At 59.2% G+C, this 25,826-nt stretch carries 19 protein-coding genes; 15 read left to right on the forward strand and 4 right to left on the reverse strand.

The features are described from left to right. Nucleotides 1–158 precede the first annotated feature (158 nt). From rpmE to BMS17_RS28025, 3 genes are all read left to right on the forward strand, one after another. A complete protein-coding gene (gene rpmE / locus BMS17_RS28015; RefSeq protein WP_007899231.1) occupies nt 159–389 on the forward strand; it encodes a 50S ribosomal protein L31 in 231 nt (76 codons plus the stop codon). Between the two features lie 14 nt (nt 390–403). Then, complete coding sequence (locus tag BMS17_RS28020; protein ID WP_046031176.1) at nt 404–1,207, forward strand: thermonuclease family protein; 804 nt, start codon at nt 404–406, stop codon at nt 1,205–1,207. A 178-nt stretch (nt 1,208–1,385) separates the two neighbouring features. After that, the gene (locus tag BMS17_RS28025) at nt 1,386–2,654 is read left to right on the forward strand and encodes a malic enzyme-like NAD(P)-binding protein (protein WP_046031175.1); all 1,269 of its coding nucleotides are present in this window, start codon (nt 1,386–1,388) and stop codon (nt 2,652–2,654) included. Nucleotides 2,655–2,898: 244 nt separating this feature from the next. Here the strand turns inward: BMS17_RS28025 and BMS17_RS28030 are convergent, their stop codons facing one another. Then, nucleotides 2,899–5,340, reverse strand: a complete 2,442-nt coding sequence (locus BMS17_RS28030) for a penicillin-binding protein 1A (protein ID WP_371916746.1) — start codon at nt 5,338–5,340, stop codon at nt 2,899–2,901. Nucleotides 5,341–5,556: 216 nt separating this feature from the next. Between BMS17_RS28030 and BMS17_RS28035 the strand changes: the two genes are divergently transcribed. The 11 genes from BMS17_RS28035 (at nt 5,557) to hemE (ending at nt 21,343) form a co-directional block, all read left to right on the forward strand. Then, nucleotides 5,557–6,621 carry a pilus assembly protein PilM gene (locus BMS17_RS28035; protein ID WP_077432316.1) on the forward strand — a complete coding sequence of 355 codons (1,065 nt, stop codon included), beginning with the start codon at nt 5,557–5,559 and terminating at the stop codon, nt 6,619–6,621. Continuing rightward, on the forward strand, nt 6,621–7,187 hold the full coding sequence (locus BMS17_RS28040) for a PilN domain-containing protein (protein WP_046031172.1): 567 nt from the start codon (nt 6,621–6,623) through the stop codon (nt 7,185–7,187). The genes BMS17_RS28035 and BMS17_RS28040 overlap by 1 nt, the downstream gene beginning before the upstream one ends. Next, nucleotides 7,184–7,807 carry a type 4a pilus biogenesis protein PilO gene (gene pilO, locus BMS17_RS28045; protein WP_046031171.1) on the forward strand — a complete coding sequence of 208 codons (624 nt, stop codon included), beginning with the start codon at nt 7,184–7,186 and terminating at the stop codon, nt 7,805–7,807. Before BMS17_RS28040 ends, pilO begins: the two co-directional genes overlap by 4 nt. Then, nucleotides 7,804–8,331 (forward strand): pilus assembly protein PilP, encoded by a 528-nt coding sequence (locus BMS17_RS28050; protein WP_077432317.1) that lies wholly within the window; start codon nt 7,804–7,806, stop codon nt 8,329–8,331. The genes pilO and BMS17_RS28050 overlap by 4 nt, the downstream gene beginning before the upstream one ends. A 13-nt stretch (nt 8,332–8,344) precedes the next feature. Continuing rightward, nucleotides 8,345–10,408: a type IV pilus secretin PilQ gene (gene pilQ, locus BMS17_RS28055; protein ID WP_077432318.1), complete on the forward strand. Its 2,064-nt coding sequence runs from the start codon at nt 8,345–8,347 to the stop codon at nt 10,406–10,408. A 4-nt stretch (nt 10,409–10,412) separates the two neighbouring features. Further along, the gene (gene aroK / locus BMS17_RS28060) at nt 10,413–10,931 is read left to right on the forward strand and encodes a shikimate kinase AroK (protein ID WP_046031168.1); all 519 of its coding nucleotides are present in this window, start codon (nt 10,413–10,415) and stop codon (nt 10,929–10,931) included. 150 nt (nt 10,932–11,081) lie between these two features. Next, nucleotides 11,082–12,182, forward strand: coding sequence for a 3-dehydroquinate synthase (gene aroB, locus BMS17_RS28065; RefSeq protein ID WP_046031167.1), 1,101 nt, complete (start codon nt 11,082–11,084; stop codon nt 12,180–12,182). Between the two features lie 10 nt (nt 12,183–12,192). Further along, nucleotides 12,193–13,782, forward strand: coding sequence for an AAA family ATPase (locus BMS17_RS28070; RefSeq protein WP_046031166.1), 1,590 nt, complete (start codon nt 12,193–12,195; stop codon nt 13,780–13,782). A 351-nt stretch (nt 13,783–14,133) separates the two neighbouring features. Continuing rightward, nucleotides 14,134–18,579, forward strand: coding sequence for a glutamate synthase large subunit (gene gltB / locus BMS17_RS28080; protein WP_077432319.1), 4,446 nt, complete (start codon nt 14,134–14,136; stop codon nt 18,577–18,579). A gap of 33 nt (nt 18,580–18,612) precedes the next feature. Beyond that, complete coding sequence (locus BMS17_RS28085; protein ID WP_077432321.1) at nt 18,613–20,031, forward strand: FAD-dependent oxidoreductase; 1,419 nt, start codon at nt 18,613–18,615, stop codon at nt 20,029–20,031. 244 nt (nt 20,032–20,275) lie between these two features. Further along, nucleotides 20,276–21,343 (forward strand): uroporphyrinogen decarboxylase, encoded by a 1,068-nt coding sequence (hemE, locus tag BMS17_RS28090; RefSeq protein ID WP_077432322.1) that lies wholly within the window; start codon nt 20,276–20,278, stop codon nt 21,341–21,343. Between the two features lie 57 nt (nt 21,344–21,400). On the opposite strand, the gene BMS17_RS28095 is transcribed toward hemE, so the two are convergent. From BMS17_RS28095 to BMS17_RS28105, 3 genes are all read right to left on the reverse strand, one after another. Then, nucleotides 21,401–22,042: a retron system putative HNH endonuclease gene (locus BMS17_RS28095; protein ID WP_077432324.1), complete on the reverse strand. Its 642-nt coding sequence runs from the start codon at nt 22,040–22,042 to the stop codon at nt 21,401–21,403. Continuing rightward, nucleotides 22,039–23,310: an AAA family ATPase gene (locus BMS17_RS28100; RefSeq protein WP_046031161.1), complete on the reverse strand. Its 1,272-nt coding sequence runs from the start codon at nt 23,308–23,310 to the stop codon at nt 22,039–22,041. The genes BMS17_RS28095 and BMS17_RS28100 overlap by 4 nt, the downstream gene beginning before the upstream one ends. A 78-nt stretch (nt 23,311–23,388) precedes the next feature. Continuing rightward, nucleotides 23,389–24,666 carry an MFS transporter gene (locus BMS17_RS28105; RefSeq protein ID WP_077432326.1) on the reverse strand — a complete coding sequence of 426 codons (1,278 nt, stop codon included), beginning with the start codon at nt 24,664–24,666 and terminating at the stop codon, nt 23,389–23,391. Nucleotides 24,667–24,785: 119 nt separating this feature from the next. Between BMS17_RS28105 and BMS17_RS28110 the strand changes: the two genes are divergently transcribed. Then, a complete protein-coding gene (locus BMS17_RS28110; protein ID WP_046031159.1) occupies nt 24,786–25,682 on the forward strand; it encodes a LysR family transcriptional regulator in 897 nt (298 codons plus the stop codon). Nucleotides 25,683–25,826: the final 144 nt, after the last annotated feature.

A 25,826-nucleotide genomic window follows, 5' to 3' on the forward strand; every position in this document is an offset into this window, starting at 1 on the left:
ACATCTGTAGGGGTCGCGTAATGGGTCGGGAGCCTAGCAGACGGTCGGTAGAAGCGACAGCTTGCGCGATTGCAAAGGTCTGGTAGAATCCGCGGCCTAATTACGTGCGGTATTCAACAATAGTGTTGAGTGGCGGCACGCTAGCCTGAGGAATCATCATGAAAGCCGATATCCATCCAACATACGAAATCACCGCAGTTACCTGCAGCTGTGGCAACAAGTTCGAAACTCGTTCGAACCTGGCCAAGCCTCTGGCGATCGACGTATGCAACGAGTGCCACCCGTTCTACACCGGTAAGCAGAAGACTCTGGATACTGGCGGTCGTGTACAGCGCTTCGCAGACCGTTTCGGCGCTTTCGGCAAGAAAGCTCCAGCTGCTGCAGAGTAAGGTTGAAGGGCCCGATGGGCTTTTCCTTGCTGTTGAAAAAGGCGTCCCTCGCGGGCGCCTTTTTTGTGTCCGCGATTTGGCTGTCAGGCGCCCAGGCGTTCTGCTCGACGCCGAGCGAGCTGGAGTCGGTCACCGTGCAGCGGGTCGTGGATGGCGACACCTTGCGCCTGAGCGATGGCCGCAGTGTGCGCATGATTGGTTTGAATACGCCTGAGCTGGGCAAACAGGGCCGCTCCGACGAGCCGTTTGCCGTGGTTGCGCGCAAACGCCTTGAAGCGCTGGTGGCTGCCAGCGATGGCCGCGTCGGTTTGCTGCCGGGTAAAGAAAGCAAGGACCATTACGGTCGCACGCTGGCCCATGTCTATGGCGCCGACGGTGCCAATCTTGAAGCACAGATGCTCGCCGAAGGCCTCGGTTTTCAAGTGGCGGTGGCACCCAATGTTGATTTGGTCAGCTGTCAGCAAGCTGCTGAACGCAATGCCCGTCAGGCCGGGCTTGGTATATGGCGGCAATCCCCTGTACTGAAAGCGGAGCAGATCGAGGCTTCCGGGTTCGCCGTGCTCAGCGGTCGTGTGAGCAAGGTTCAGCGCAATCGCGGCGGGGTTTGGATCGAGTTGCAGGATTCGGTTGTATTGCGCGTTGCACCCAATATGCTCAACAGGTTCGATGTCGCGGCGCTGGAAACGCTTCAAGGCGCGCAAATTGAGGCGCGTGGCTGGGTCCAGGACCGCTCGCGTCGCGGTGGATTGAAACCCGGGCAAGCACGCTGGCTTCTGCCGCTGACGGATCCTTCGATGCTGCAAGTGACGCCACAATAAAAATTGTAGACATTTTTTCTAGCGATTGTGAACAGTCTACCCCTTGTGTTCCGTGGCTCTTGGCCCAAAGTCTTAGGGCTGGGCGCTTGACAGGGGTGACCGGTCAGTCTTGTGGGGATTTTGCGAGGCGCGTATCCTCGCTGACCAGTCTGTCCAACAGTAAAAGCGGAATGCCAAAATGTCTGATCTGAAAACTGCCGCTCTCGAATATCATGCCCATCCTCGTCCAGGTAAGCTGAGTGTCGAGCTCACCAAGGCCACCGCTACCGCCCGCGACCTGTCGCTGGCCTACAGCCCCGGCGTAGCCGAACCAGTACGCGAAATCGCCCGCGATCCTGAACTGGCCTACAAATACACCGGTAAGGGCAACCTGGTTGCAGTCATTTCCGATGGCACCGCCATTCTTGGCCTGGGTAACCTCGGCCCATTGGCTTCCAAGCCAGTAATGGAAGGTAAAGGCGTGCTGTTCAAGCGCTTCGCCGGCATCGACGTTTTCGACATCGAAGTCGATTCCGAAAGCCCGCAAGCCTTCATCGACACCGTCAAGCGTATCTCCATCACCTTCGGTGGCATCAACCTGGAAGACATCAAGGCACCAGAGTGCTTTGAGATCGAGCGCGCTCTGATCGAGCAGTGCGACATTCCGGTGTTCCACGATGACCAGCACGGCACTGCGATCGTTACCGCAGCCGGCATGATCAACGCCCTGGAAATCGCTGGCAAAACCCTCGCTGACGCCAAGATCGTCTGCCTGGGCGCCGGTGCTGCCGCCATCTCCTGCATGAAATTGCTGGTGAGCATGGGTGCCAACATCGAAAACATCTTCATGGTTGACCGTACCGGCGTGATCCACTCCGGCCGTGACGACCTGAACCAGTACAAGGCTGTCTTCGCTCACGCGACTGACAAGCGCACCCTGGCTGACGCGCTGACCGGTGCTGACGTGTTCGTAGGCCTGTCCGGCCCGAACCTGTTGAGCGCTGAAGGCCTGAAATCCATGGCGGCCAACCCGATCGTGTTCGCGTGCTCCAACCCGGATCCGGAAATCTCCCCGGAACTGGCCCACGCCACCCGTGACGACGTGATCATGGCGACCGGCCGTTCGGACTACCCGAACCAGGTCAACAACGTACTGGGCTTCCCGTTCATCTTCCGTGGTGCCCTGGACGTTCGCGCCAAGCGCATCAACGAAGAAATGAAAGTGGCTGCCGCCAACGCCCTGCGCGAACTGGCCAAACTGCCAGTGCCTCAGGAAGTGTGCGACGCCTACGGCGGCATCAAGCTGGAATTCGGTCGTGAGTACATCATTCCGAAACCAATGGATGCCCGTCTGATCACCCTGATCTCCGATGCCGTGGCCAAGGCCGCGATCGAGACCGGCGTAGCGACCCTGCCGTATCCGAAGAACTACCCGCTCAAAAGCGTGGATGACGTGTTCAACGGCTAAGCCGTTGTAGCGCTTCAACCGAAAGCCCTGGCTCGTGAGAGTCGGGGCTTTTTTTTGCCTGTAGGTGATCGTGGTGATCGTTCCCACGCTCCGCGTGGGAATGCCTCTACGGACGCTCTGCGTTCGGCTCTGGATGGGACGCGGAGCGTCCTGGGCGGCATTCCCACGCAGAGCATGGGAACGATCAGTGCAACAAAAAGCCCCGCGCTTCTCACGAAGGCGGGGCTTTTTGTTGGCGCTGCGATCAGAACAAATCGATCGGCGCCGCTTCGTCCGCTGGCAGTGGGCTGCCCGGCGCATTGCCGTTACCCAGTTCATTCATCGACGGAGGTGTGTCCTCGGCCTTGAACAGTTCGAAGTAAGCGCCTGGCGTGCCTGGCGTCGCCGCACGACCGCTGATCGGGTCAACCCGCAGGCTCAGGATGCCTTCGGGCTCTGGCTGCGTATGCGGCGGCTTGTCTTTGAGGGCGGCGGCCATGTAGTTCATCCAGATCGGCAGCGCGACAGTGCCCCCGAATTCCTTGCGGCCCAGGCTTTCAGGCTGGTCGAAACCGGTCCAGACCGTGGTCACGTAGTCCGCGTTATAGCCGGAGAACCACGCGTCCTTGGATTCGTTGGTCGTGCCGGTCTTGCCCGCAATATCGCTACGGCCCAGGGCCAGCGCGCGACGGCCGGTCCCGAGTTTGATCACGTCCTCCAGCATGCTGTTGAGGATGAAAGTCGTGCGGCCATCGACGATGCGTTCGGCTACGGCTGGCGCCTGCGGCGCAGTGCCTGGCGCGGCTGGAACCTCACCCGGGGTGGCGTTGACCGTGAAGGTTTGCGCGGCAGGTGCGGCAATACCGTCGGTGGCCGTATCGCCTTTTGGAACGCTCGCCGGGTTGGCGACGAACAGCGTGTCACCGTTGCGGCTTTCGATCTTGTCGATGATGTACGGGGTGATCTTGTAGCCGCCGTTGGCGAACGTGCTCCAGCCGGTGGCGATCTCCATTGGCGTCAGGGTCGCGGTGCCCAGTGCCAGCGACAAGTTGGGCGGCAGGTCCTGCTTGTTGAAGCCAAAGCGGGTGATGTAGTCGATGGTCTTGCCAACGCCCATCGCTTGCAACAGGCGGATCGACACCAGGTTGCGCGACTTGTAGAGCGCCTCGCGCAGTCGGATCGGGCCGAGGAAGGTGTTGGTGTCGTTCTTCGGACGCCAGACCTTGTCCAGGTATTCGTCGACAAACACGATCGGTGCGTCGTTCACCAGGCTGGACGCGGTGTAGCCGCTATCCAGCGCGGCACTGTAGACGAAGGGCTTGAAGCTCGACCCCGGCTGACGCTTGGCCTGCAAGGCGCGGTTGTAGTTGCTCTGTTCGAAGGCGAAACCGCCGACCAGCGAGCGAATGGCGCCATTCTGCGGGTCCAGTGAAACCAGCGCGCCTTGTGCTTGCGGGATTTGGCTGAATTTCAGCGAGTTGTCCGGTTGACGCTGCACGCGAATCAAGTCACCTACCTGAGCCACGTCCGAAGGCTGTTTCGGGTTGGCGCCCATGCTGTTGGTGTTCAGGAATGGTCGCGCCCATTTCATGCTGTCCCAACTGATGTGCCCGTCACCGGTGCGGGTCATCACCTGCAGGCCGTTTTTATCGACCTGAGTGACGATGGCGGGCTCAAGGCCGCTGATGGTGCGTTGTTTGGTCAGCTCGGCGGCCCAGGCTTCGCGCGTCTTGCCCGGCAGGCGTGACTCAGGGCCGCGATAACCGTGGCGCTGGTCATACGTCATCAAGCCTTCGTGGACCGCTGTGTTAGCCATTTCCTGCAGGTTGCTCGGCACGGTCGTAGTAACGCGGAAACCTTCGGTGTAAGCATCGGCGCCATAGCGACCGACCATTTCGGCCCGGGCCATTTCGGCGATGTACGGCGCGTTCACTTCCGGCGTTGGCACGTGATAGCTGGCATTCAGCGGCTCGTTGATCGCCGTGGTGTAGTCGGCTTCGGTGATTTTTCCGAGTTTGTACATACGCCCCAGGATCCAGTCGCGGCGTTCTTTGCTGCGGGCCGGATTGGCCAGCGGATTGAAGCGCGACGGTGCTTTCGGCAGGCCGGCGATCATTGCCATCTGGGCAAGGCTGACATCGCGAATCGATTTTCCGTAATAAACCTGCGCCGCCGCCTCGATACCGTAGGCGCGGTTGCCCAGGTAGATCTTGTTGACGTACAGCTCAAGGATTTCGTCCTTGGTCAGCTGCCGTTCGATTTGCAAGGCCAGGAGAATTTCGGTGGTTTTGCGCGAGAAGCTGCGTTCGCTGGTCAGGAAGAAGTTCTTCGCCACCTGCATGGTGATGGTGCTGCCGCCGGACTGAATGTGCCCGCTTTTGACCAATTGGGTGGCGGCACGCATCAGGCTGCTGGGGTCGACGCCGTAGTGGTTGGCGAAGTTGTCGTCTTCAGCACTTAGTAACGCATTAATGAAATTGGGGGGAATGTCGGCGAAACGGATCGGTGTGCGGCGCATTTCGCCAAATTCTGCGATCAACTTGTTGTCGCTGCTGTAGACCCGCAATGGAATCTGCAACTGGATGCTTCTGAGAGCCTCCACGGACGGTAATCCGGGACTAAGGTAAAGATACGCGCCACTCAGACCCAGAAGCAGTCCGCAGAAAACGGCGACGATGGACCAACCGAAAAATTTCAGCAGACGAATCAAGGCTTTTGGACATCCAGGGCAAAGAATGAATTAGGCATCAGGGTTCAGAAACAGGGAACGACCCGCGCTTGAAGTAAAAACCGGAAAAAAACGCTGGGCATTATAAGCATTTTTCGGCGAGGAGCGTCATTGGCGCTTCTGTCAAGACGGGGTGAATGAACGCAATGGATATTACAGAGTCCGTAAGACACGGATAGTCATAGGGAATTGGTAGTGCTAGGACTCTTCAATAAAAAATCCAACTCGTTGTTGGGGATCGACATCAGCTCGACATCGGTAAAGCTTCTGGAACTCAGCCGCCAGGGCGATCGCTATCGGGTCGAGGCCTACGCGGTAGAGCCGTTGCCTGCCAATGCCGTGGTCGAGAAAAATATCGCCGAACTCGAAGGTGTCGGGTTGGCGCTCTCACGGGTGCTGCTCAAGGCCCGGACCAGCCTCAAGAGCGTGGCGGTGGCCGTGGCCGGTTCGGCGGTGATCACTAAGACCATCGAGATGGACGGCGGACTTTCCGATGACGAGTTGGAAAACCAGCTGAAGATCGAGGCCGATCAGTACATCCCCTATCCGCTGGATGAAGTCGCCATCGACTTCGAAGTCCAGGGCGTCTCTGCGCGTAACCCCGAGCGCGTCAGTGTATTGCTGGCGGCCTGTCGCAAGGAAAACGTCGAGGTCCGTGAAGCGGCGCTGGCCCTGGCCGGCCTGACTGCGCGCGTAGTCGATGTCGAGGCCTACGCACTGGAGCGTTCTTTCAGTTTGCTGTCGACGCAACTGCCCGCCCCTCGGGAGCGCCTGACGGTCGCGGTGGTGGACATCGGCGCGACCATGACCACCCTCAGCGTGTTGTACGACGGGAAGATCATCTATACCCGCGAGCAATTGTTCGGCGGTCGGCAACTGACTGAGGAAATTCAGCGGCGTTATGGTCTGACGGTCGAGCAGGCAGGGCTGGCGAAGAAGCAGGGCGGTTTGCCGGACGACTACGTCAGCGAAGTCTTGCAACCGTTTCGCGAGGCGCTGGTGCAACAGGTTTCGCGCTCGTTGCAGTTCTTTTTTGCCTCCGGTCAGTACAACGCGGTCGACCACATTCTACTGGCCGGTGGCACGGCGGCGGTGCCGGGGCTTGACCGGTTGATCGAGCAGCGCCTGGGCACTTCCACTCAGGTGGCCAACCCGTTTTTGAACATGACCTTGAGCAGCAAAGTTAACGCCGGTGCCCTGCTCAGTGATGCGCCAGCCCTGATGATTGCGTGCGGGCTCGCCCTCAGGAGTTTCGACTGATGGCGCGGATCAATCTTTTACCCTGGCGCGAAGAACAGCGAGAAGAGCGTCGCAAACGCTTTTTGCTGGCGTTGGTCGGTGTGCTGGTTTGCTCCGTAGGGGGGGTACTGGTCGCGGACCAGGTCATTAGCGGCGCCATCGATCGGCAAGCTGCCCGTAATGGGTATATCGCCAAACAGATTGCAGTAGTCGACGAGCGGATCGCCCAGATCAGTGACCTCAAAGCCCGCCGTCAGCAACTGGTCGAACGCATGCGAATCATTCAGGACCTGCAGGGCAACCGACCGATCAGTGGCCGGATCTTCGATCAATTGGCTCGCGCGCTGCCGGACGGCGTGTATTTCACCGAAGTGAAAATGGTCGGCAAAACCTTGTCCATCACCGGCGCTGCCGAGTCAAACAATCGCGTGTCGGATCTGATGCGCAATCTGGATGCGTCCGACTGGTTCGATGCCCCAAGCCTCACCGAGGTCAAAGCGACAACCGCCGGTCAGCTGGATCAGGCCAACGTTTTTCAACTGACCGTTCGTCAGACGCAGCCCGCAGCCGTGGAGGGCGATCAATGAGTCCGTCCCAATGGTTTGCAGGCCTGCGCAATGTTGATCTCAACGATCTGGACACCAGCAACATGGGGTCCTGGCCTCCGGCGATCAAGGCGTTGGTGGGTGTTCTGTTGATGCTGCTGGTGTTGGCACTCGGGTACACCTTTTACCTCAGTGACCTGCAAGACCAGCTCCATCTCAAGCGCGAGGAAGAACTGACCCTCAAGGAGCAGTTCGCCACCAAAGCCCGCATGGCCGCGAATCTGGAACTGTACACCCAGCAAATGAAGGAAATGGAGACCTCCTTCGGGGTGCTGCTGCGGCAATTGCCCAGCGATACCGAGGTCCCGGGTCTGCTGGAGGACATCACCCGCACCGGGCTCGGCAGTGGTCTGGAGTTCGAAGAGATCAAACTGTTGCCGGAAGTCACCCAGCCGTTCTACATCGAGCTGCCGATCCAGATCACGGTGACCGGCGCCTATCACGACCTGGCGACCTTCGTCAGTGGCGTGGCCGGGCTGCCCCGGATCGTTACGCTGCATGATTTCGACCTTGCTCCGGCCAATCCCGAAGGCGGTGCGAAGTTGCGCATGAGCATCCTGGCCAAGACCTATCGCTATAACGACAACGGGGCACAGAAATGAGCCCGGTTCGTTGTTTGTCGATGGTTGTTTTGTTTGCCAGCCTGTCCGCATGTGACAACAGCAACGATGTCGGCGACCTGGATGCCTACCTGAACGAAGTGCGTCTGCGGGCTCCGGGCAAGATTGAACCAACGCCGACGTTTCGGTCTTATCCAACGTTCACCTACAGCGCTGCCAACCTGCGCAGTCCGTTTTCCCGGCAGATCAGAGTGGACCTGGCTGGCCAGAAGCGCGGCTCGCGGAACGTCACGCCCGACCTCAATCGGGTCAAGCAGTACCTCGAAGGCTTCAACATCGAGCAGTTTGAAATGGTCGGCACGATTTCCAATGCCACCGGCTCCTTTGCGCTGTTGCGCGGGGCGGGCGGTGTGCATCGGCTGAAAGTCGGCGATTACCTGGGGCGTAACGATGGACGGATCGTCGCCATCAGCGGCTCCCAAGTCGATGTGATCGAAATCGTTCCCGATGGCGAGGGTGCCTGGCTGGAACGACCTCGGACCCTCCCTTTGAAAGAGCACTCATAGTGGAACTCGAATAATGAACAGGATTTTCTCAACCCTCGGTATTTCGCTATGGATAGCGTTGTTGCCGCCGATGGTGCTTGCGACCAACCTCAAAGCGCTGGATGTCGCCGCGCTACCGGGTGATCGCGTCGAGTTGAAGTTGTCTTTCGACGGGCCGCCACCAGCGCCCCACGGGTATACGACCGAACAACCGGCGCGGATTGCCCTGGACCTGCCCGGCGTGGTCAGTCAGCTGGCGAGCAAGAGTCGTGACCTGGGCGGCGGCAATGCCCGCAGTGCAACGGTGGTGGAGGCCCAGGACCGGACGCGGCTCATCATTAACCTGACGCAGTTGACGCCGTATAGCGCGAAGGTCGAAGGCAACAATCTGTTGGTGGTGGTCGGGCAGGGGGCCAATAGCAAGGCATTGAAACCGGCGGCGAGCGCCCCTCGCGTTGCGATGACAACGCCAGCGCCGGCAAAAACCTACGCCCCGGCGAGCAAGGCTATTCGCGGCGTCGACTTCCAGCGCGGCACTCAGGGCGAAGGAAATGTGGTTATCGATCTGTCCGATCCGTCCATCGCACCAGACATCCGGGAACTCGACGGCAAAATTATCCTGGGTTTTGCCAGGACCCAATTGCCCGAGCAATTGCGCGTGCGGTTGGACGTCAAGGATTTCGGCACCCCGGTGCAGTTCGTCAACGCCAGCGCCACCGGCGACCGGGCCACAATCAGCATCGAGCCCGGCGGTACCTTCGACTACTCAACTTATCAGACGGACAACAAGCTGACCGTCAGCATCCGGGCGATGAGCGTCGAGGATCTGCAAAAACGCAACGCCGAGCGCATGGCCTATATCGGTGAAAAACTTTCGCTGAACTTCCAGGACATCGATGTGCGCTCGGTGCTGCAACTGATCGCCGACTTCACCAACCTCAATCTCGTGGCCAGCGATACCGTGCAGGGCGGTATCACCTTGCGGTTGCAGAATGTGCCGTGGGACCAGGCGCTGGATCTGGTGCTGAAAACCAAGGGGCTGGACAAACGCAAGATCGGCAATGTCCTGTTGGTGGCGCCTGCCGATGAAATCGCCGCCCGAGAGCGTCAGGAACTGGAATCGCAGAAGCAGATCGCCGAACTGGCGCCGTTGCGTCGGGAGCTATTGCAGGTCAATTACGCCAAGGCTGCTGATATCGCCAAGCTGTTTCAATCGGTGACCAGCGCCGACGCGAAAGCCGACGAGCGGGGCTCGATCACGGTGGATGAGCGGACCAACAACATCATTGCCTACCAGCCTCAGGATCGCCTCGATGAACTTCGGCGCATTGTTACGCAACTGGATATCCCGGTGCGCCAGGTCATGATCGAAGCGCGAATCGTCGAAGCCAACGTCGATTACGACAAAAGCCTCGGCGCGCGCTGGGGTGGTTCGGTGCGCAATCAGGGTAACTGGAACACGTCCGGGGTCTCCAATGGTTCGTCGACTACCCCCAGCACCAACTCACCGTTTGTCGACCTGGGCGCGGCTGGCAATACGTCGGGCATCGGCATCGCATTCATCACCGACAATGTGTTGCTGGATCTGGAGCTGACGGCGATGGAGAAAACCGGCAACGGCGAAATTGTCTCGCAGCCCAAGGTTGTTACCTCCGACAAGGAAACCGCCAAAATCCTCAAGGGCACGGAGATTCCCTATCAGGAGGCCAGTTCCAGTGGCGCGACCTCGGTGTCATTCAAGGAGGCCTCGCTGTCTCTGGAAGTGACACCGCAGATCACGCCGGACAACCGGATCATCATGGAGGTCAAGGTCACCAAGGACGAACCGGACTACCTGAACAAAGTGCAGGATGTACCGCCGATCAAGAAAAACGAGGTCAATGCCAAGGTCCTGGTCAACGATGGCGAGACCATCGTCATTGGCGGGGTTTTCTCAAATACTCAGAGCAAGGTTGTAGATAAGGTGCCATTTCTCGGCGATGTGCCGTATCTTGGCCGCCTTTTCCGGCGTGACGTGGTTTCGGAGAAAAAATCCGAGCTGCTGGTATTTCTCACTCCGCGTATCATGAACAATCAGGCGATTGCTGTGAGTCATTGATTCTGTGCGAAATTTGATTCTTGTTGGACCGATGGGCGCTGGTAAAAGCACCATCGGCCGGTTGCTGGCCAAAGAGCTGCGCCTGCCGTTCAAAGATTCCGATAAGGAAATTGAATTGCGCACGGGCGCCAATATCCCGTGGATTTTCGATAAAGAAGGCGAGCCGGGCTTTCGTGACCGCGAGCAGGCGATGATTGCCGAGCTGTGCGGCTGCGACGGCGTGGTGTTGGCGACCGGTGGCGGCGCGGTGATGCGCGAAGCCAATCGTCGGGCGTTGCATGCCGGTGGTCGGGTGGTCTACTTGCATGCTTCTGTCGAGCAGCAAGTGGGTCGTACGGCCCGTGATCGCAATCGACCCTTGTTGCGTACCGCCGATCCAGCCAAGACCCTGCGGGATCTCTTGGCGATCCGCGATCCGCTTTATCGGGAAATCGCCGACCTGGTGATTGAAACCGATGAGCGGCCGCCGCGAATGGTGGTGCTCGACATTCTCGAGCGCTTGCAGCAGCTACCGCCCCGTTAAAGCAGAGCGCGAAATGCGCTATCCTCGGCGTCCTGTCATGATCGCCCAAGGTTGTGGCGGAGGCTACCGAACGGCGTCGCACCAGCAGACGCCGTGGACATTCGATAACTCAAGGCAGGACGCCTGATTCCATCTTCACTGTGGGGACACATGCAGACACTCAAGGTCGATCTAGGCGAGCGCAGCTACCCGATTCACATTGGCGAAGGTTTGTTGGATCAACCCGAGCTGCTGGTCCCGCATATTCGCGGTCGGCAAGTAGCGATCATCTCCAACGAGACCGTAGCACCGCTCTACCTCGAGCGTCTGACCCGCAGTCTGGCGCAGTTCTCGGTGATTTCCGTGGTGCTGCCCGATGGCGAAGCCTTCAAGACCTGGGAAACCCTGCAACTGATTTTCGACGGTCTGCTGACCGCACGGCACGACCGCCGCACCACGGTGATCGCGCTCGGTGGCGGTGTGATTGGTGACATGGCCGGCTTTGCTGCCGCCTGCTACCAGCGCGGCGTCGATTTCATCCAGGTGCCGACCACGCTGCTGTCGCAAGTCGACTCTTCGGTCGGTGGCAAGACCGGTATCAACCATCCGCTGGGCAAGAACATGGTCGGCGCGTTCTATCAGCCGAACGTGGTGCTGATCGATACCGCGACCCTCAATACCCTGCCGGCCCGCGAACTGTCCGCCGGGCTTGCCGAAGTCATCAAGTACGGGCTGATCTGCGACGAGCCGTTCCTGACGTGGCTCGAAGAAAACGTTGATCGCCTGCGCGCCCTGGATCAAGTCGCCCTGACCTACGCCATCGAGCGCTCTTGCGCGGCCAAGGCGGCGGTGGTCGGTGCCGACGAGAAAGAGACCGGCGTGCGTGCCACATTGAACCTCGGTCATACGTTCGGTCACGCCATCGAAACCCATATGGGCTATGGTGTCTGGCTTCACGGTGAAGCGGTCGCTGCTGGCACCGTAATGGCGTTGGAAATGTCCGCGCGCCTGGGCTGGATCAGCGAGCAAGAGCGTGATCGTGGCATCCGCCTGTTCCAGCGTGCCGGACTGCCGGTCATTCCGCCTGAGGAAATGACCGAAGCCGATTTCCTTGAACACATGGCAATTGACAAGAAAGTGATCGACGGTCGTTTGCGCCTGGTGCTGCTGCGCCACATGGGCGAAGCGGTGGTGACCGACGATTATCCGAAAGAGATTTTACAGGCCACGCTGGGAGCGGATTACCGCGCCCTGGCTCAGCTTAAAGGTTAATAAGATCCCGATGACTAGTTTGCATGCCGACGAGGCTTTCCTCGGCCATTACCAGTTAAGTCATGACCCTTTTGCTCCACGGGTGCCTGGCTTCAAATTTTTCCCGGCCCAGCGCAAACCAGTGCTGGGGCAACTGCATCACCTGGCGCGTTACAGCCAGTTGCTGCTGGTGGTCACCGGTCCGCAAGGCAGTGGCAAGACCCTGTTGCGCCAGGCCCTGGTAGCCAGCACCAATAAGCAGTCGGTGCAGAGTGTTGTGGTTTCCGCTCGCGGTGCTGGCGATTCGGCGGGCATCTTGCGCCAGGTGGCTCAAGCGCTGAACGTCGAGCAAGCCGAGATCGGTGCAATCCTGGCGCAGGTGGTCCAACTGGCGTTGACCGGCCAGGAAGTCTATTTGCTGGTGGATGACGCCGAGCAGCTCGACGAGTCCGCGCTGGAGGCCCTGATGGCCCTGGCCGCTGGCGCACCGGAAGGTCGTCCGCACGTTTTCCTGTTTGGCGAGTCGTCGCTGATCGCTCAACTTGAAGCGCTGAGCCTTGAGGAAGAGCGTTTCCACGTCATCGAATTGCAGCCTTACACCGAAGAAGAAACCCGCGAATACCTGGAGCAACGCCTCGAAGGCGCCGGCCGGGGTATCGAACTTTTCACCGCGGATCAGATCTCTGATATTCACGAAAGCTCCGACGGTTGGCCTGGCAACATCAACCAGGTCGCCCGCGATGCAATGATCGAAGCCATGATTGCCAGCCGCTCAGCGGTGAAGCGTCCAAGTATGGGGTTCAACATGCCGAAGAAACACGTGTTGGCGATTTCCGCCGTTGTCGTGGTCGCGGTAGCCGCCGCCTGGTTGATGCCGGGCCGCAGCAAAGCACCGACCACCGGCGCACCTGCCAACGAACAGGCACAATTGCCACTGGGTCAGGGGTCGCCACAACCTAACGGCGGTGCGCCATCCGTCGAATTCGCCGGTAACTCACAGCCGATGCCATTGCCGCTGGTCGGCAACTCGCAACCGGTCATGCGCGGTCCGTTGGCCGAAGCGGCCGGGGGCATCACTGAGGGCGACGACGGCGTTCCGGTCGAGGGTTCCAGCGCTACACCGCCAACCGTGACCACCGTCGCACCGCCAGCGGGCATTCAGCCAGGGCCTGCACCGACGCCAGCCGCCAAACCGGTGCCTGCGCCGACCCAGGTAGCAACGGCCAAGCCTGCGCCAGTGCCTGTTGCCAAGCCTGCCGCGGCACCGGCGCCAGCCAAGCCCGCTGTAGCCGCCAAGCCTGCCGAGAAACCAGCCCCCGCTGCCAAGGCTGCTGGCGGCACGTGGTATGCCGGGCAACCGACGAGCAACTATGTGGTACAGATCCTCGGCACCAGCTCCGAAACGACTGCGCAAAACTTCGTGAAAGAACAGGGTGGCGAGTACCGTTATTTCAAGAAAGTCCTCAACGGCAAGCCGTTGTATGTCATCACCTACGGTAACTTCGCCAACCGCGATGCAGCCGTTACCGCTATCAAGGCCTTGCCAGCGAAGGTTCAGGCTGGTAAACCTTGGCCTCGCACTGTCGCCAGCGTCCAACAGGAACTGGCAACAACTCGCTGAAGATTCGGCGGCCTTACCCAGGCCGCCTCTCCAAGCACCTCAAAATTTCTACAAGTGCGCGCCGTCTCTACAGACTGCGTGCCTTGTGGTGTCTGCGTCACAGTAGTCTTTGAGTCGTTGCAGTCAAAATTAAAAAAAGTTTTGACTAGCACAGCAGATCGCTTTAAACCTTTCACAAATGCGACATAGATTTGCGACATTTCGTCGTCAAATTTGTGAGCGTAAGTGTCGGTGTGTACAATGACCTCCCTTTTGCCCCCGCAAAGCTGGCATACGTTCGGCGCGGACGGTAACTGATTGAATTGAAAAGAAATTTGCCTCGGTAAGAGGCAGCCTGGTGAGAAAGTGTCTATGAAAGCAGGTCTGTACCAACCAGATGAATTCAAGGATAACTGCGGTTTCGGCCTGATAGCCCATATGCAGGGCGAGCCCAGTCATACCCTTTTGCAAACGGCCATCGAGGCCCTGACCTGCATGACCCACCGCGGTGGGATCAACGCCGACGGCAAGACCGGTGACGGTTGCGGTCTGCTGATTCAAAAGCCGGACGTGTTCCTGCGAGCGATCGCCCAGGAAACCTTCGGCGTCGAACTGCCCAAGCAATATGCGGTGGGCATGGTCTTCTTCAACCAGGACCCGGTCAAAGCCCAAGCCGCTCGCGAGAACATGAACCGCGAGATCCTGGCCGCTGGCCTGCAGCTCGTCGGCTGGCGCAAAGTGCCGATCGACACCAGCGTCCTCGGCCGCCTGGCCCTCGAGCGCCTGCCGCAGATCGAGCAGGTGTTCATCGGCGGTGAAGGCCTGAGCGATCAGGACATGGCCGTAAAGCTGTTCACGTCCCGTCGTCGCTCGTCCGTGGCCAACGCCGCCGACGTCGATCACTACGTTTGCAGCTTTTCGCACAAGACCATCATTTACAAAGGCCTGATGATGCCGGCGGATTTGACCGCCTTCTATCCAGACCTCAGTGACGAGCGCCTGCAAACCTCGATTTGCGTGTTCCACCAGCGCTTCTCCACCAACACCCTGCCGAAATGGCCGCTGGCTCAACCGTTCCGCTTCCTGGCGCACAACGGCGAAATCAACACCATCACCGGCAACCGCAACTGGGCCGTGGCTCGTCGCACCAAGTTCACCAACGACTTGATGGACCTGGAAGAACTCGGCCCACTGGTCAACCGCGTCGGTTCCGACTCCTCGAGCATGGACAACATGCTGGAGCTGATGGTCACCGGTGGCATCGACCTGTTCCGTGGCGTGCGGATGATCATTCCGCCAGCGTGGCAGAACGTCGAAACCATGGACCCGGACCTGCGTGCGTTCTACGAGTACAACTCGATGCACATGGAGCCGTGGGACGGCCCGGCCGGCGTGGTAATGACCGACGGTCGCTACGCGGTGTGCCTGCTCGACCGTAACGGTCTGCGCCCGGCGCGTTGGGTCACCACCAAAAACGGTTTCATCACCCTGGCCTCGGAAATCGGTGTCTGGAACTACCAGCCTGAAGACGTGATCGCCAAAGGCCGTGTGGGCCCGGGCCAGATCTTTGCCGTGGACACCGAAACCGGTCAGATCCTCGACACCGACGCGATCGACAACCGCTTGAAGTCCCGCCATCCGTACAAGCAATGGCTGCGCAAGAATGCCCTGCGCATCCAGGCGACCATGGAAGACAACGACCACGGTTCGGCGTTCTACGACGTAGACCAGCTCAAGCAATACATGAAGATGTACCAGGTCACGTTCGAAGAGCGTGATCAGGTGCTGCGTCCGCTCGGCGAGCAAGGCTACGAAGCCGTCGGCTCGATGGGCGACGATACGCCGATGGCCGTGCTGTCCCAGCGCGTGCGCACGCCGTACGACTATTTCCGTCAGCAGTTCGCGCAGGTCACCAACCCGCCGATCGACCCGCTGCGTGAAGCCATCGTCATGTCGCTGGAGATCTGCCTCGGTGCCGAGCGCAACATCTTCCAGGAGTCGCCGGAACACGCCTCGCGCGTGATCCTCAGCTCGCCGGTCATTTCCCCGGCCAAGTGGCGTTCGCTGATGAACCTCGATCGTCCGGGCTTCGAGCGCGCGATCATCGATCTGAACTACGACGAAAGCGTCGGACTCGAAGCGGCAATCCGCAACGTCGCCGATCAGGCTGAAGAAGCCGTGCGCGCCGGTCGTACCCAGGTTGTGTTGAGTGACCGTCACATTGCCCCGGGCAAGTTGCCGATCCACGCTTCGCTCGCCACCGGCGCGGTGCACCACCGCCTGACCGAAAAAGGCCTGCGTTGCGACTCCAACATCCTCGTGGAAACCGCGACCGCTCGCGATCCGCACCACTTTGCCGTGTTGATCGGTTTCGGCGCCTCGGCGGTCTATCCGTTCCTGGCCTACGAAGTGCTGGGCGACCTGATCCGTACCGGTGAAGTACTGGGCGACCTCTATGAGGTGTTCAAGAACTACCGTAAAGGCATCACCAAGGGGCTGCTCAAGATCCTGTCGAAGATGGGCATCTCGACCATCACCTCGTACCGCGGTGCGCAGTTGTTCGAGGCCATCGGCCTGTCTGAAGAAGTCTGCGAGCTGAGCTTCCGTGGCGTGCCGAGCCGCATCAAAGGTGCGCGTTTCGTCGACATCGAAGCCGAGCAGAAAGCCCTGGCCACTGAAGCCTGGAGCCCGCGCAAGCCGATCCAGCAAGGCGGCCTGCTGAAGTTCGTCCACGGTGGCGAATATCACGCGTACAACCCGGACGTGGTCAACACCCTGCAAGCCGCTGTGCAGCAAGGCGACTACAGCAAGTTCAAGGAATACACGTCGCTGGTGGACAACCGCCCGGTGTCGATGATCCGTGACATGTTCAAGGTCAAAACCCTGGACACACCGCTGGACATGAGCGAGATCGAACCGCTGGAATCGGTGCTCAAGCGCTTTGACTCCGCGGGCATTTCCCTCGGCGCCTTGTCGCCGGAAGCTCACGAAGCCCTGGCCGAAGCCATGAACCGCCTCGGTGCGCGTTCCAACTCCGGCGAAGGCGGCGAAGACCCGGCGCGCTACGGCACCATCAAGAGCTCGAAAATCAAGCAAGTGGCGACTGGCCGTTTCGGTGTGACCCCGGAATACCTGGTCAACGCTGAAGTGCTGCAGATCAAAGTCGCCCAGGGCGCCAAGCCCGGCGAAGGTGGTCAGTTGCCAGGTGGCAAGGTCAACGGTCTGATCGCCAAGCTGCGTTACGCGGTGCCGGGTGTGACCCTGATCTCGCCGCCACCGCACCACGACATCTATTCGATCGAAGACTTGTCGCAGCTGATTTTCGACCTGAAACAAGTCAACCCGAAGGCGCTGGTCTCGGTGAAGCTGGTGGCAGAAGCGGGCGTCGGCACCATCGCCGCCGGTGTGGCCAAGGCCTACGCGGACTTGATCACCATCTCGGGCTACGACGGCGGCACCGGTGCATCGCCGCTGACGTCGATCAAATACGCGGGCGCTCCGTGGGAACTCGGCCTGGCCGAAACCCACCAGACCCTGCGCGGCAACGACCTGCGTGGCAAAGTCCGGGTGCAGACCGACGGCGGCCTGAAAACCGGCCTCGACGTGATCAAGGCAGCGATCCTCGGCGCTGAAAGCTTCGGTTTCGGCACCGCGCCAATGATCGCGCTGGGTTGCAAATACCTGCGTATTTGCCACCTGAACAACTGCGCCACCGGCGTCGCGACTCAAAACGAGAAGCTGCGTAAAGATCACTACATCGGCACCGTCGACATGGTGGTGAATTTCTTCACCTACGTCGCCGAAGAAACCCGTGAGTGGCTGGCCAAGCTGGGCGTGCGCTCCCTCGAAGAGCTGATCGGTCGTACCGATCTGCTGGAAATCCTCGAAGGCCAGACCGCCAAGCAGAACCATCTGGACCTGACCCCGTTGCTTGGCAGCGATCACATCCCGGCAGACAAGCCACAATTCTGCCAGGTTGACCGCAACCCGCCGTTCGACAAGGGCTTGCTGGCCGAGAAAATGGTCGACCTGGCCACCTCGGCGATCAACGACATGAGCGGCGCCGATTTCGCCCTGGATATCTGCAACTGCGACCGTTCGATCGGCGCGCGGATCTCCGGTGAAATCGCTCGCAAACACGGCAACCAGGGCATGGCGAATGCGCCGATCACCTTCCGCTTCAAAGGGACGGCCGGTCAGAGCTTCGGTGTGTGGAACGCTGGCGGCCTGAACATGTACCTGGAAGGCGACGCCAACGACTACGTCGGCAAAGGCATGACCGGCGGCAAACTGGTCATCGTTCCGCCCAAGGGCAGCGTCTACAAGACTCAGGACAGTGCGATCATCGGTAACACCTGCCTGTACGGCGCCACAGGCGGCAAGCTGTTCGCCGCCGGCACCGCGGGCGAGCGTTTTGCCGTGCGTAACTCCGGTGCCCACACGGTTGTGGAAGGCACTGGCGATCACTGCTGCGAGTACATGACCGGTGGTTTCGTCTGCGTATTGGGCAAGACCGGTTACAACTTCGGCTCTGGCATGACCGGCGGTTTCGCCTACGTGCTCGACCAGGACAACACCTTCGTTGACCGGGTCAACCACGAACTGGTGGAAATCCAGCGGATCAGCGGCGAAGCGATGGAAGCCTATCGCAGCCACCTGCAACGCGTGCTGAACGAGTACGTCGAGGAAACCGACAGCGAGTGGGGTCGTAACCTCGCTGAAAACCTCGATGACTACCTGCGTCGTTTCTGGCTGGTCAAGCCCAAGGCTGCCAACCTGAAATCGTTGCTTTCCAGCACTCGTGCCAACCCGCAGTGATATGCGCCTGAAGAGTTTGATGAGGTTTTAACAATGGCTGAACGTCTGAATAACGACTTCCAGTTCATCGATGTCGGGCGCAAAGATCCGAAGAAGAAACTGTTGCGTCAACGCAAGAAAGAGTTCGTGGAGATCTACGAACCGTTCAAACCCCAGCAGTCGGCCGACCAGGCCCACCGCTGCCTGGGTTGCGGTAACCCGTATTGCGAATGGAAGTGCCCGGTGCACAACTTCATTCCGAACTGGCTGAAGCTGGTGGCCGAGGGCAACATCCTCCAGGCTGCCGAGCTGTCGCACCAGACCAACACCCTGCCGGAAGTGTGCGGCCGGGTGTGCCCGCAAGATCGTCTGTGCGAGGGTGCCTGCACCCTCAACGACGGCTTCGGCGCGGTGACCATCGGTTCGGTCGAGAAGTACATCACCGACACCGCGTTCGCCATGGGCTGGCGCCCGGACATGTCCAAGGTCAAACCGACCGGCAAACGTGTTGCCGTCATCGGCGCAGGCCCGGCGGGCCTGGGTTGTGCCGACGTGCTGGTGCGCGGTGGCGTGACCCCGGTGGTGTTCGACAAGAACCCGGAAATCGGCGGCTTGCTGACCTTCGGCATCCCCGAGTTCAAGCTGGAAAAGACCGTGCTGAGCAATCGCCGCGAAGTCTTCACCGGCATGGGCATCGAGTTCCGCCTGAACACCGAAGTGGGCAAGGACGTGACCATCGAGCAACTGCTCGAAGAATACGATGCCGTGTTCATGGGCATGGGCACCTACACCTACATGAAGGGCGGTTTTGCCGGTGAGGACCTGCCGGGCGTGTATGACGCGCTGGACTTCCTGATCGCCAACGTCAACCGCAACCTGGGCTTTGAAAAGTCGCCGGAAGATTTCGTCGACATGAAAGGCAAGAAGGTCGTGGTACTGGGCGGCGGCGACACGGCGATGGACTGCAACCGTACCTCGATCCGCCAGGGCGCCAAATCGGTGACCTGTGCGTACCGTCGTGACGAAGCGAACATGCCGGGCTCGCGTAAGGAAGTGAAAAACGCCAAGGAAGAAGGGGTGAAATTCCTCTACAACCGCCAGCCAATTGCGATCGTCGGTGAAGACCGCGTCGAAGGCGTGAAAGTGGTCGAGACCCGTCTCGGCGCACCGGACGCCCGTGGCCGTCGCAGCCCTGAGCCGATCCCGGGCTCCGAAGAGATCATCCCGGCCGACGCCGTGGTCATCGCGTTCGGTTTCCGTCCAAGCCCGGCGCCGTGGTTCGAACAGTTCGACATCCAGACCGACAGCCAGGGCCGTGTAGTGGCTCCGGAACAAGGCAAGTTCAAGCACCAGACCAGCAACCCGAAAATCTTTGCCGGTGGCGACATGGTTCGTGGTTCTGACCTGGTGGTGACGGCGATCTTTGAAGGCCGCAATGCGGCTGAAGGGATCCTGGATTACCTGGGCGTCTAACACCGATTGCGGGCAACCTCACTCCTGTAGGAGCTGAGCTTGCTCGCGATAGCATCACCGCAGAAATCAGGTTAACCGAGGCGCCTGCATCGCGAGCAAGCTCGGCTCCTACAGGGATTGAGGTTGTTTCGCGACGTGGTTCCCCCCGCGACAAATTGACCCGATAGACAAAAGGTGCGGCACTTGCCGTGCCTTTTGCGTCGCGCTCTGAGAAAATGCCCGCACTTTTTTTCCGGATGCCGACATGACTGCCCTGAAGAACGACCGTTTCCTTCGCGCCCTGCTCAAGCAACCCGTAGACGTCACCCCTGTGTGGATGATGCGTCAGGCCGGTCGCTACCTGCCTGAATACCGCGCCAGCCGTGCCAAGGCCGGCGACTTCATGAGCCTGTGCATGAACCCGGAGTTCGCTTGCGAAGTCACGCTGCAGCCGCTTGACCGCTATCCACAACTGGACGCGGCGATCCTGTTCTCCGACATCCTGACCATCCCCGATGCCATGGGCCAAGGCCTGTACTTCGAAACCGGTGAAGGTCCACGCTTCAAGAAAGTCGTCAGCACCATGGCCGACATCGAAGCGCTGCCGATTCCTGATCCGCACAAAGACCTCGGCTACGTCATGGACGCAGTCAGCACCATCCGCCGCGAACTGAACGGCCGCGTGCCACTGATCGGCTTTGCCGGCAGCCCGTGGACGCTGGCCACCTACATGGTCGAAGGCGGCTCGTCGAAAGACTACCGCAAGACCAAAACCATGCTCTACGACAACCCGCAGGCCCTGCACCTGCTGCTGGACAAGCTCGCGCAGACGGTCACCAGCTACCTCAACGGCCAGATCATGGCCGGCGCGCAAGCGGTGCAGATATTCGACAGCTGGGGTGGCAGCCTCTCGGCGGCGGCGTACCAGGAATTCTCCCTGGCCTACATGAAGAAAATCGTCAGCGGCCTGATCCGCGAGCACGAAGGCCGCAAAGTGCCGGTCATCCTGTTCACCAAAAACGGCGGCCTGTGGCTGGAAAGCATTGCCGACGCTGGCGCGGATGCCTTGGGCCTGGACTGGACCTGTGACATCGGCAGCGCCCGTGATCGTGTCGGCAGCAAAGTCGCGCTGCAAGGCAACATGGACCCGACTGTGCTCTACGCCAAACCAGAAGCCATCCGCACCGAAGTCGGGCGCATCCTAGCCAGCTACGGCAAGGGCAGCGGCCACGTGTTCAACCTCGGCCATGGCATCACCCCGGAAGTTGATCCGGAGCATGCTGGCGCCTTCCTGCGCGCGGTGCATGAGTTGTCGGCGCAATATCACGAGTGATCGTCGCCCAATAGAAAACGCCCGGCTTATGCCGGGCGTTTTTGTTTGTGCTGGATTTCAACGACCGAGGAGTTGTTCGGCGTAGCGGGCGATGATGTGGTCGAAAGCGTCATGCTGGCCATTCTGCGGTTGGCGGTATTGTTGAATGATCGCTTCGAGTTCTTTGACAGAAAAATCGGCCAGGAAGTCGTCATCGAAGATGCCCTCCAGTTTCTCTTTACGGCGATTGTTGAGAAAACTGATGTCGAGGGCGAGTATGTCGATCATGTTCTCGGCAGACGTGCCAGTTTTCGCGCTTTCTATCTGGCCAATCAGCGTGTATCTGAAATGGCTCTCGCAGTTTTCGTCCAGCGGCGATACATGAGCGTCTTCGGAGAATCTATTACCCTTGTTGTGCCCGCAGTGGGCAGGTTTTGGTTCTTCGGTTTCGCCTTGGCAGGAGGCATGGAGATTTGTGTACACCAGACCCAAATGGTCGAAGGGTTTTTGAGGACGAAAGTGCTCTATGTGACTGGTTTGCAGAGTTACTTTGTTCCCGCAATAGCAACATACAAAACCCTGTTCACGGATCAGGCTTTCATGTAGTTCTTGTTTCTCTGGATTTCGCAATATCGAATAAGAGGGACTCCACTCTTCACTCGCTAACGCTTTCCACCGGATAAATGAAGCAGGCTCAGTTCCTTTGATCACTCGCTTCATCGGCCAATAATCTCCTTACGCCTGAGCAATGCTTCGGCTCTCAGGAATTCGGGCAGATCCGGAGCTTTTTTCTTGAGTGCCTGAAGCAGCAGCTTGGCTTTTTCAAGGTCGTTATCTTCAAGAGTGGAAAACAGTTCCGAGAGCATTGCTTCAATCTTTGGTTCGCGTTGAGAAACGTCCATGACCTCCTCAAGAATGCTGCTAGAGTCCAGCCCGTAAGTGACTCGAGGATGGTGAGCATCACCATCACTTAGAACTATGACTTCTTCAGGTCTCAGGCTGCCGATGATCTGAGGTGAGTGGCTCGCGGTGATGAATTGGACTTTGGGAAATGCCTGCCTCAATGCCGAGACAATGCTGCGCTGCCAGGCTGGATGAAGATGGATATCCAGCTCGTCGATGATGACGACCCCCGAAGTTTTTTTCAGGACGTCCTTGCCCATGTGCGGGTTAAGGATGCACATGCGGCGGGCGATATCGGCGAAGAGGGCGACCATGCCGCGTTGGCCATCGCTCAGCAGATTGAAAGGAAGGGTTTGCCCATTGTTCATATCTACGAGCAAACACTGCATCCGGAGGTCGTAACGTAAGTCCGTCGATTGTGGCAGTGCAAACTGAATCGCTTGGTTTACCCATGCTAATTCGTCGTCAAATGGAGCGGACGTCATTCCCTCGTCCAGCAAGGTTTGCATTCGCTCCAGCGTCTTGGCGATCAGCCAGCTTTCGAAGTCCTTTAGATCCGTGACTGCGTCATACCAGTTGCTATAGCTATCAAAGCGGGAAACTTTTTGCTGGGCTGCGAACTCTGCCGAAATATTTGCACTCTTCCAGCGTCGGTCCGCGCGGTAAAACGAAAGGACGGGGAGGTCCGGAATCGTTTTTGCTTCAGATAAGGCAAGTACTTGGTCAACCTTATTTTTCAGCTGTTTATTCGAAGCTGCAGGTGAATCCTCAACAAGGCTGAACGTTTTCCATTCGTTTGCACCCAAAACATCCCCTGTACTCACTATCCAAAGAGGGAATTTTTTTTCGTAACGAGTTCTGCCTTGGAATTTATCAACAACAACACGAACATCATCGTTTATTGAGAAGGTTCGGTCGGATGTCATTGCGTTGGAAAATTCAACGAATGATGCAGCCACCGCCTGCAACAACGAAGTCTTCCCACTCCCGTTAACCCCCACCACCAGGTTGAAACCTGGCTGAAAGTCGAAAGTGGCATCTTCGTAGCAACGAAAATTCTGAATGTGGAGACGGTCCAGGCGCATTCTGGCTTCCCTTTACCAAGACTGGCGAATGTCGTCAGTGTACCTTGGCTCGCGATTACCGCTAGGGCGCAGTTGTGGCTAAACCAGTGCGGTGCCTGGCAACGGCGGCAACTTCGCCAGTTTCAACGCCACCAGCAGCGCAATCACCAGCAACCCGCCGACAAACAAGCCGATCCCGTTCCATCCGCCCAAGTGCCAGAACACCCCGCCCGCCGTCCCGGCAATACTCGACCCGGCGTAGTAGCTGAACAGATAAAGCGATGACGCTTGCCCCCTGGCCTTGATCGCCCGGCGCCCGATCCAGCTGCTCGCCACCGAATGCGCGCCAAAGAAACCAAAGGTGAAAATCAGCATGCCGATGATCACCAGCGGCAGCGGTGTAAACATCGTCAAGGCGAGGCCGGCGAGCATCAGCACGATGGTCGACCAGAGCACCTTGCGGCGGCCAAGCTTGTCAGCCAGCGAACCGATTTTTGCCGAACTGTAGATCCCCGACAGGTACACCACCGAGAGCAGTCCGACGAAGGTTTGTTCCATGTGGTACGGCTCGGCCAGCAAGCGGTAGCCGATGTAGTTGAACAGCGTGACGAACGCGCCCATCAGCACAAAGGCTTCGAGAAACAGCAGCGGCAAACCGGCATCGCGAAAGTGCATGGTGAAGCCGTCAATCAAGCTGCGTGGGTGCATTGAGCGGGCGCGGAAATTGCGCGATTCAGGGAGGATTTTCCAGAACACCGCTGCGGCGATCAGGGCCAGGCCGCCGATTACCAGCATCGCCGTGTGCCAGCTGACGAAGTCGATCAACACGCCGGTGATCAAGCGCCCGCACATCCCGCCAATCGCATTGCCGCCGATGTACAAACCCATGGCCAGGCCGATGTGCTGTGGGTGGATTTCTTCGCTCAGGTAAGTCATGGCCACCGCTGCCAGGCCACTCAACGACAACCCGATCAGTGCGCGCATGATCAACACGCCTTCCCAGCTCGGCATCATCGCGCTGGCCATGGTGCACAGCGCGGCGGCGAACAATGCAGCAACCATCACCGGTTTGCGGCCGACACGGTCGGAGATCGGACCGGTGATCAGCAGGCCAATGGCGAGCATGCCGGTGGCGACCGACAGGATCAGGCTGCTCTGCGCCGCGTTGATCGAATATTCGTGGGACAGCAACGGCATCATCGGTTGCACGCAATAGAGCAACGCAAAGGTCGCGAAGCCGCCGGAGAACAGCGCCAGCACCGTGCGCATGAACATCGGCGTGCCTTTTTCGATGTAAATCTCCTTCAGCTCGGCGACGATATCGTTCGCCGCAGCAGGCGGAACTTCATGGGCGAGTGGAGCGACAGCAGTTTTCACGTTGGACCTCGGAGGGACGCAGCCGGGCAGGCAATGAAAAAATCATATAGCTGCCTAATGATTCAATCCAATATATTGTTCGACCTGTTTAAGAGCTTTTACGACCTAATGGGGTTTTCATGGAATTGCGTCACCTGCGCTACTTCATCGCCGTCGCCGAAGAACTGCACTTCGGCCGCGCCGCTCAGGTGCTGGGCATCTCTCAGCCGCCGCTGAGCCAGCAGATTCAGGCGCTGGAGGCCGAGGTTGGCGCTCGCTTGTTCGAGCGTACCAATCGTCGGGTCGAGCTCAGCGAAGCCGGTCGGTTGTTTCTGCAAGAGGCTCGATTGGTGCTGGCACAGGTCGACAAAGCCGCCGACGTGGCGCGGCGTGCGCAGCTGGGTGAGCTCGGTGAATTGAAGATTGGCTTCACCTCCTCGGCACCGTTCAACTCGACCATTCCCCAGGCGATTTTCTCGTTCCGCCAACGCTTTCCGGCGGTGCACCTGAATTTGCGGGAGATGAGCAGTACCCAGGTTGCCGATGCGTTGGTCGACGAGTCGATCGAGGTCGGCATCATGCGGCCGCTGGGGTTACCGGACTCCCTCAGTGTCGTGGAGCTGATGCGCGAACCATTGGTGGCGGTGCTCAGCTCCAAACACCCGCTGGTTAATGACAGCGAAGAAGGTTTGTTCCTGTCGGCACTGGCCCTCGAACCTTTTGTGTTTTTCCCGCGCAGTTATGGCAGTGGCCTGTACGCACAATTGCTCAGCCTGGCCCGCGATGCCGGTTTCAGTCCGCACTTTGCGCAGGAGGCGGGTGAGGCGATGACGATTATTGGTTTGGTCGCGGCGGGATTGGGCGTGTCGGTGCTGCCGGCGTCGTATCAGCGGATGCGCATCGACGGTGTGGTGTATCGACCGTTACTGGATCCGGCGGCGGTGTCGGCGGTGTGGCTGGTGCAGCGCAAGGATCAGAAGTCGCCGATGGCCAAGGCGTTTGTTGAGTTGTTGACGCGTAAGGTTGAAGGGGCTTGAGAGCAAAGACATTTCGCGTAACGGATCCGCTTTAGGGATTCACCCTGGTACAGGGCGATGACAAGCCGGCCTGTTTGTGAAGGGGCGCCGAAAGGCGCCCTTTGTCGTTTTAGCATGACCCTCCTCAGTCAATCTGTACCTGAT

The organism is Pseudomonas sp. C9, assembly GCF_002000165.1.
Classification (GTDB): domain Bacteria; phylum Pseudomonadota; class Gammaproteobacteria; order Pseudomonadales; family Pseudomonadaceae; genus Aquipseudomonas.